Here is a 4,180-nt window from a genome sequence, read left to right as displayed (position 1 = left end):
TTGGGGCATCTATAACACTGAGTAGTTCAGGGCTAGTGTTGTAGTTACTTCCATGGTGAGATATTTTGATTGCATCAAACATCATGACCTCTCCTTGAGACTTCAGTCTCCGGACCTCCATCAAAATATCTTCTGCCAATGCATCTGCAAGCATTAATAATCGAATTCCATCTAGTTCGATAATAGTTGCAATAGAACTAGCATTGGTCGGTGAGTCATCCGGTTTATATATCTCCTCAAGGCTTTTATTGCACCCGGCAGATATGAGGATTTCTCCTTTTGCCTTCACTTTATTGCTGTGCTCAAAGTTAAGCTCAAAAGCATCGTCAATAGCTTGGTTTGTGCCTACAGGCCCCGTAAAACCATAGCGCCTTAAGTCTCGTTGCCAAGATTTAATTAAACTGTTCAATCGAGCTCTTGACGGTGTAAGTACCCTTACTAAACCATCTTGAAATTGCTTAAGTTGCACGGAGTCGGTACAAATGCTTTGTGTGCCATCCGTTCGATTCCACACATACCCTCCAGCTTTGATCAAAGTTGCTAATGTCGAACCTTGCCTGGCGCTGATCTCATTAAAGCCAGGGAGGGAACTGAACTCTTTCGGATGACCTCGCTTAATAATGGCGTCAATCACTTCAAGGTCTTCAGGTGGTAGAGCAGTTTGATTTACTGAAGTTGAATCGCCACAGGTTTAACAGACACCTCAGAGTCATTTAAGATGGCTTAAAGAGAGGTACCTATGAGCGCTAAGCGTTATCCCGAAGAGTTTAAAATTGAAGCAGTGAAACAGGTTGTTGATCGTGGTCATTCTGTTTCCAGCGTGGCAACACGTCTCGACATCACCACCCACAGCCTTTACGCCTGGATAAAGAAGTACGGTCCCGATTCTTCCACTAATAAAGAACAGTCAGATGCTCAGGCCGAGATCCGCCGTCTCCAGAAAGAGCTGAAGCGGGTTACCGACGAACGGGACATATTAAAAAAAGCCGCGGCGTACTTCGCAAAGCTGTCCGAATGAGGTAAACAACCATTTCTGGCCTGTTCGCCTGCTCTGTCGGGTGCTGGATGTGCATCCGAGTGGATTTTACGCCTGGCTTCAGCAGCCGGATTCACGGCGGCATCATGCTGATCTGAAGCTGACGGGGCAGATAAAGCAGTTTTGGCTGGAGTCGGGTTGTGTTTATGGTTATCGAAAGATCCACCACGACCTGCGTGATACCGGACAACAGTGCGGAGTTAACCGTGTCTGGCGACTGATGAAACGTGCCGGGATAAGGGCTCAGGTTGGGTACCGTAGCCCAAGGGCACGCAAGGAAGAAGCCAGTATCGTGACGCCCAACAGGCTCCAGCGGCAGTTCAACCCGGAGGCACCGGATGAACGTTGGGTGACGGACATAACCTACATCCGGACCCACGAAGGCTGGCTGTATCTGGCTGTGGTTGTTGACCTGTTCTCGCGTAAGGTGATCGGCTGGTCAATGCAGCCCCGGATGACAAAAGATATTGTCCTAAATGCACTTCTGATGGCCGTGTGGCGACGCAATCCTCAAAAACAGGTGCTGGTTCATTCCGATCAGGGCAGTCAGTACACCAGCCATGAGTGGCAGTCGTTCCTGAAATCACACGGTCTGGAGGGTAGCATGAGTCGTCGCGGTAACTGTCACGATAATGCGGTTGCAGAAAGCTTTTTCCAGCTGCTGAAACGTGAGCGGATAATGAAAAAGCTCTACGGAACGCGGAAAGAAGCCCACAGCGATATTTTTGATTACATCGAAATGTTTTATAACAGTAAACGACGGCATGGTTCGAGCGATCAGATGCCACCAACTGAATATGAAAACCAGTATTATCAACGACTCGGAAGTGTCTAGATTATCCGTGGCGATTCAAAGTGGCTTGCAAAGCCTTGTGACAAAAGCTCTAGTGTCCATATTCATTTTTGGTAAGTGCAATAGCGGTATCACAGCAAAATTGACGTTCGTCCTTTTAGGTAATTAATACATGGTCTGCGTCGGCCTGACCACTATTTCGTTTACATCCACATTATCCGGCTGTTCAATAACGTATCTTATTGCACGGCCAATATCGTCTGGTTGCAGTGAAATTGCTCGGTAGTTTCTCATCGCTTCTGCAGCGGTTGGGTCGGTGATGCTATCTGCCAGTTCACTTCTGACCACCCCTGGATTTATGCAGGTCACCCGAAGCTGATTATTTTCCTGACGCAAACCTTCGGAAATAGCTCTCACCGCAAACTTAGTAGCGCAATAGACTGCAGCGGTTGGTGACACCGACAGGGCACCGACTGAAGCAATATTGATAATATGCCCCGATGAGCGCTCCAACATGGATGGAAGTACCGCTGCAATGCCATACAGCACGCCTTTGATATTTACATCGATCATTTGATCCCATTCATCCACTTTCAGCGAGGCCATCAGCGACAGTGGCATGATGCCAGCGTTATTGATTATCACATCTATCCTGCCCCACTTCTCCAGCGCGAAGGTGGCAAATTTTTCCACAGAGCTGCGGCAGGTCACGTCCAGTTTCATGATCTCAACTTCTGTTCCTTTAGAACGCAACTCCTCTGCCAGTGTGGATAAACGCTCTTCGCACCGGGCACCCAACATTAATACAGCATCAGTTTTTGCTAATTCTCGCGCAATTCCTTCGCCAATGCCGCTGGATGCTCCGGTAATTAAAATCACTTTACGAGTCATATATTCTCTCCTGTTCTCGTAGTGCTGGAGATATTATCCCGGCGAGTCTATAAAGATAATCCGCCTATCACTTAACGGGCTGGTAACGGTGACTAAACAATGACGGTTGATAAAAATGCTCTTGAGGTGTTTGTTCTTGTGGCGCAAACGCGTAATTTCCGTATAGCGGCGGAGCAGTTGGGGGTAACGCGTTCGGCAATCAGCCAAACGTTAAGACGGCTTGAAGATCGACTGAATATTTCCCTGATGCAACGAACAACACGCAGTATTAATCTGACAGAAGCAGGAAAACGCCTTTATGCGGATGTCGCTCCTGCGATAGAAAAATTAAATACGGCAGCAATAGATATCACTGATCAAGCAGCAGAGCCGTGTGGTCAGTTACGGCTGGCTATTTCCTCGATTGCCGAAAGGATTATTCGTGGGAAATTACTGGCAGATTTTATTTCCGCTTACCCGGATGTCGAATTAGACATTACCATCACCGATGAAGAGTTCGACATCGTGGAGCAAGGTTATGATGCCGGCGTACGGCTTGGGGAGATCATTGCACAGGACATGATTGCAGTACCAGTTTCAACCATGCAGCGGCAGGTCGCCGTAGCATCTCCTACCTATATTGCGCAACATGGCGTCCCACAACACCCAAATGAACTGGTCCATCACCGTTGTATCGGCTGGCGAAAAGGCCTGATATTTCGCCTTATCGCTGGGAGTTTGCCGAGCAGGGGCGCGACTTTGACTTAAACGTCAAACCTCAGCTTACCACTAACGATATGGGGGTGATGATCCGTACTGTATGCGCCGGCGGTGGGATTAGCTTTGGTATGGAGGAGACTTTTGAACCCTATATTACGCGTGGCGAACTGGTGACAGTACTGGACGCGTGGCTACCGACTTTCCCTGGTTTTTATCTTTATTTTTCCAACAGGAAAAATCTGGCCCCAAAACTCAGAGCCTTTATCGATCACGTGAGGATATAAGAATTCTAATATCTAAATTGGCATGCTTCGATAAATATCCCGAAAGCCATTATTACCACCAAGCTTAACAAGAGGATCTTACCTCCTCTCCTCTCTCATAGCAAACCGGTGATACCAGAACTGCCTTGACATATTCTGACCTAACGTCGAGGCCTCTCTGCTGGTGCTGGTGCAAGCATGTCTTGAGATAATATTTCCATCGAGAATACGAGCTTCTTCACCGCTCTTGGCAGAGCCGCAGTGCATATTAATAACGACTGCCCCGCCCATCACATTTTCGCTCCGAGAAATGTGATGGGCAGACATGGGTCTTTCCCACCCCGTTTACCTGAACAGAAGAGAAGAAAGCCCTATAACCATAACAATACACATAATGACTTGAATTAGTGCAACTAAAAATGCAATAGCGCCCAACGCTGTGATTTTTCTGCGAAGAATGAATGTCAGACCGGACAAAACGGCACATGACAGGGTGGC

The 4,180-nt window shown here is 47.7% G+C and carries 2 protein-coding genes and 2 pseudogenes; 2 read left to right on the top strand and 2 right to left on the bottom strand.

What is annotated here, in order from left to right; all coding sequences use genetic code 11:
* Window positions 1–634: pseudogene (locus AU509_RS17565) on the bottom strand (AVAST type 1 anti-phage system MBL fold metallo-hydrolase Avs1a); the annotation flags it as partial.
* Between the two features lie 105 nt (window positions 635–739).
* On the opposite strand from AU509_RS17565, the gene AU509_RS17560 reads away from it, so the two are divergent.
* A protein-coding gene (locus AU509_RS17560) for an IS3 family transposase (RefSeq protein WP_409359777.1) occupies window positions 740–1,871 on the top strand; the annotation gives its coding sequence in 2 pieces (ribosomal slippage) (window positions 740–990 and window positions 989–1,871; 1,134 coding nt in all).
* Window positions 1,872–1,994: 123 nt separating this feature from the next.
* Here the strand turns inward: AU509_RS17560 and AU509_RS17555 are convergent.
* On the bottom strand, window positions 1,995–2,720 hold the full coding sequence (locus AU509_RS17555) for an SDR family oxidoreductase (RefSeq protein ID WP_094118916.1): 726 nt from the start codon (window positions 2,718–2,720) through the stop codon (window positions 1,995–1,997).
* Window positions 2,721–2,819: 99 nt separating this feature from the next.
* Between AU509_RS17555 and AU509_RS17550 the strand changes: the two are divergent.
* Window positions 2,820–3,703 (top strand): annotated as a pseudogene (locus AU509_RS17550) (LysR family transcriptional regulator).
* Window positions 3,704–4,180: the final 477 nt, after the last annotated feature.

The sequence above is a fragment of the Lonsdalea britannica genome (genome assembly GCF_002111595.1).
Lineage (GTDB): Bacteria > Pseudomonadota > Gammaproteobacteria > Enterobacterales > Enterobacteriaceae > Lonsdalea > Lonsdalea britannica.
Note: the sequence above shows the minus strand (reverse complement) of the source record. Positions and strands in the feature narration are given on the sequence as shown.

Bases quoted from the DNA above. Each gene is read 5' to 3' on its own strand.
- AU509_RS17555 (WP_094118916.1), bottom strand. From the start codon at position 2,720: ATGACTCGTAAAGTGATTTTAATTACCGGAGCATCCAGCGGCATTGGC.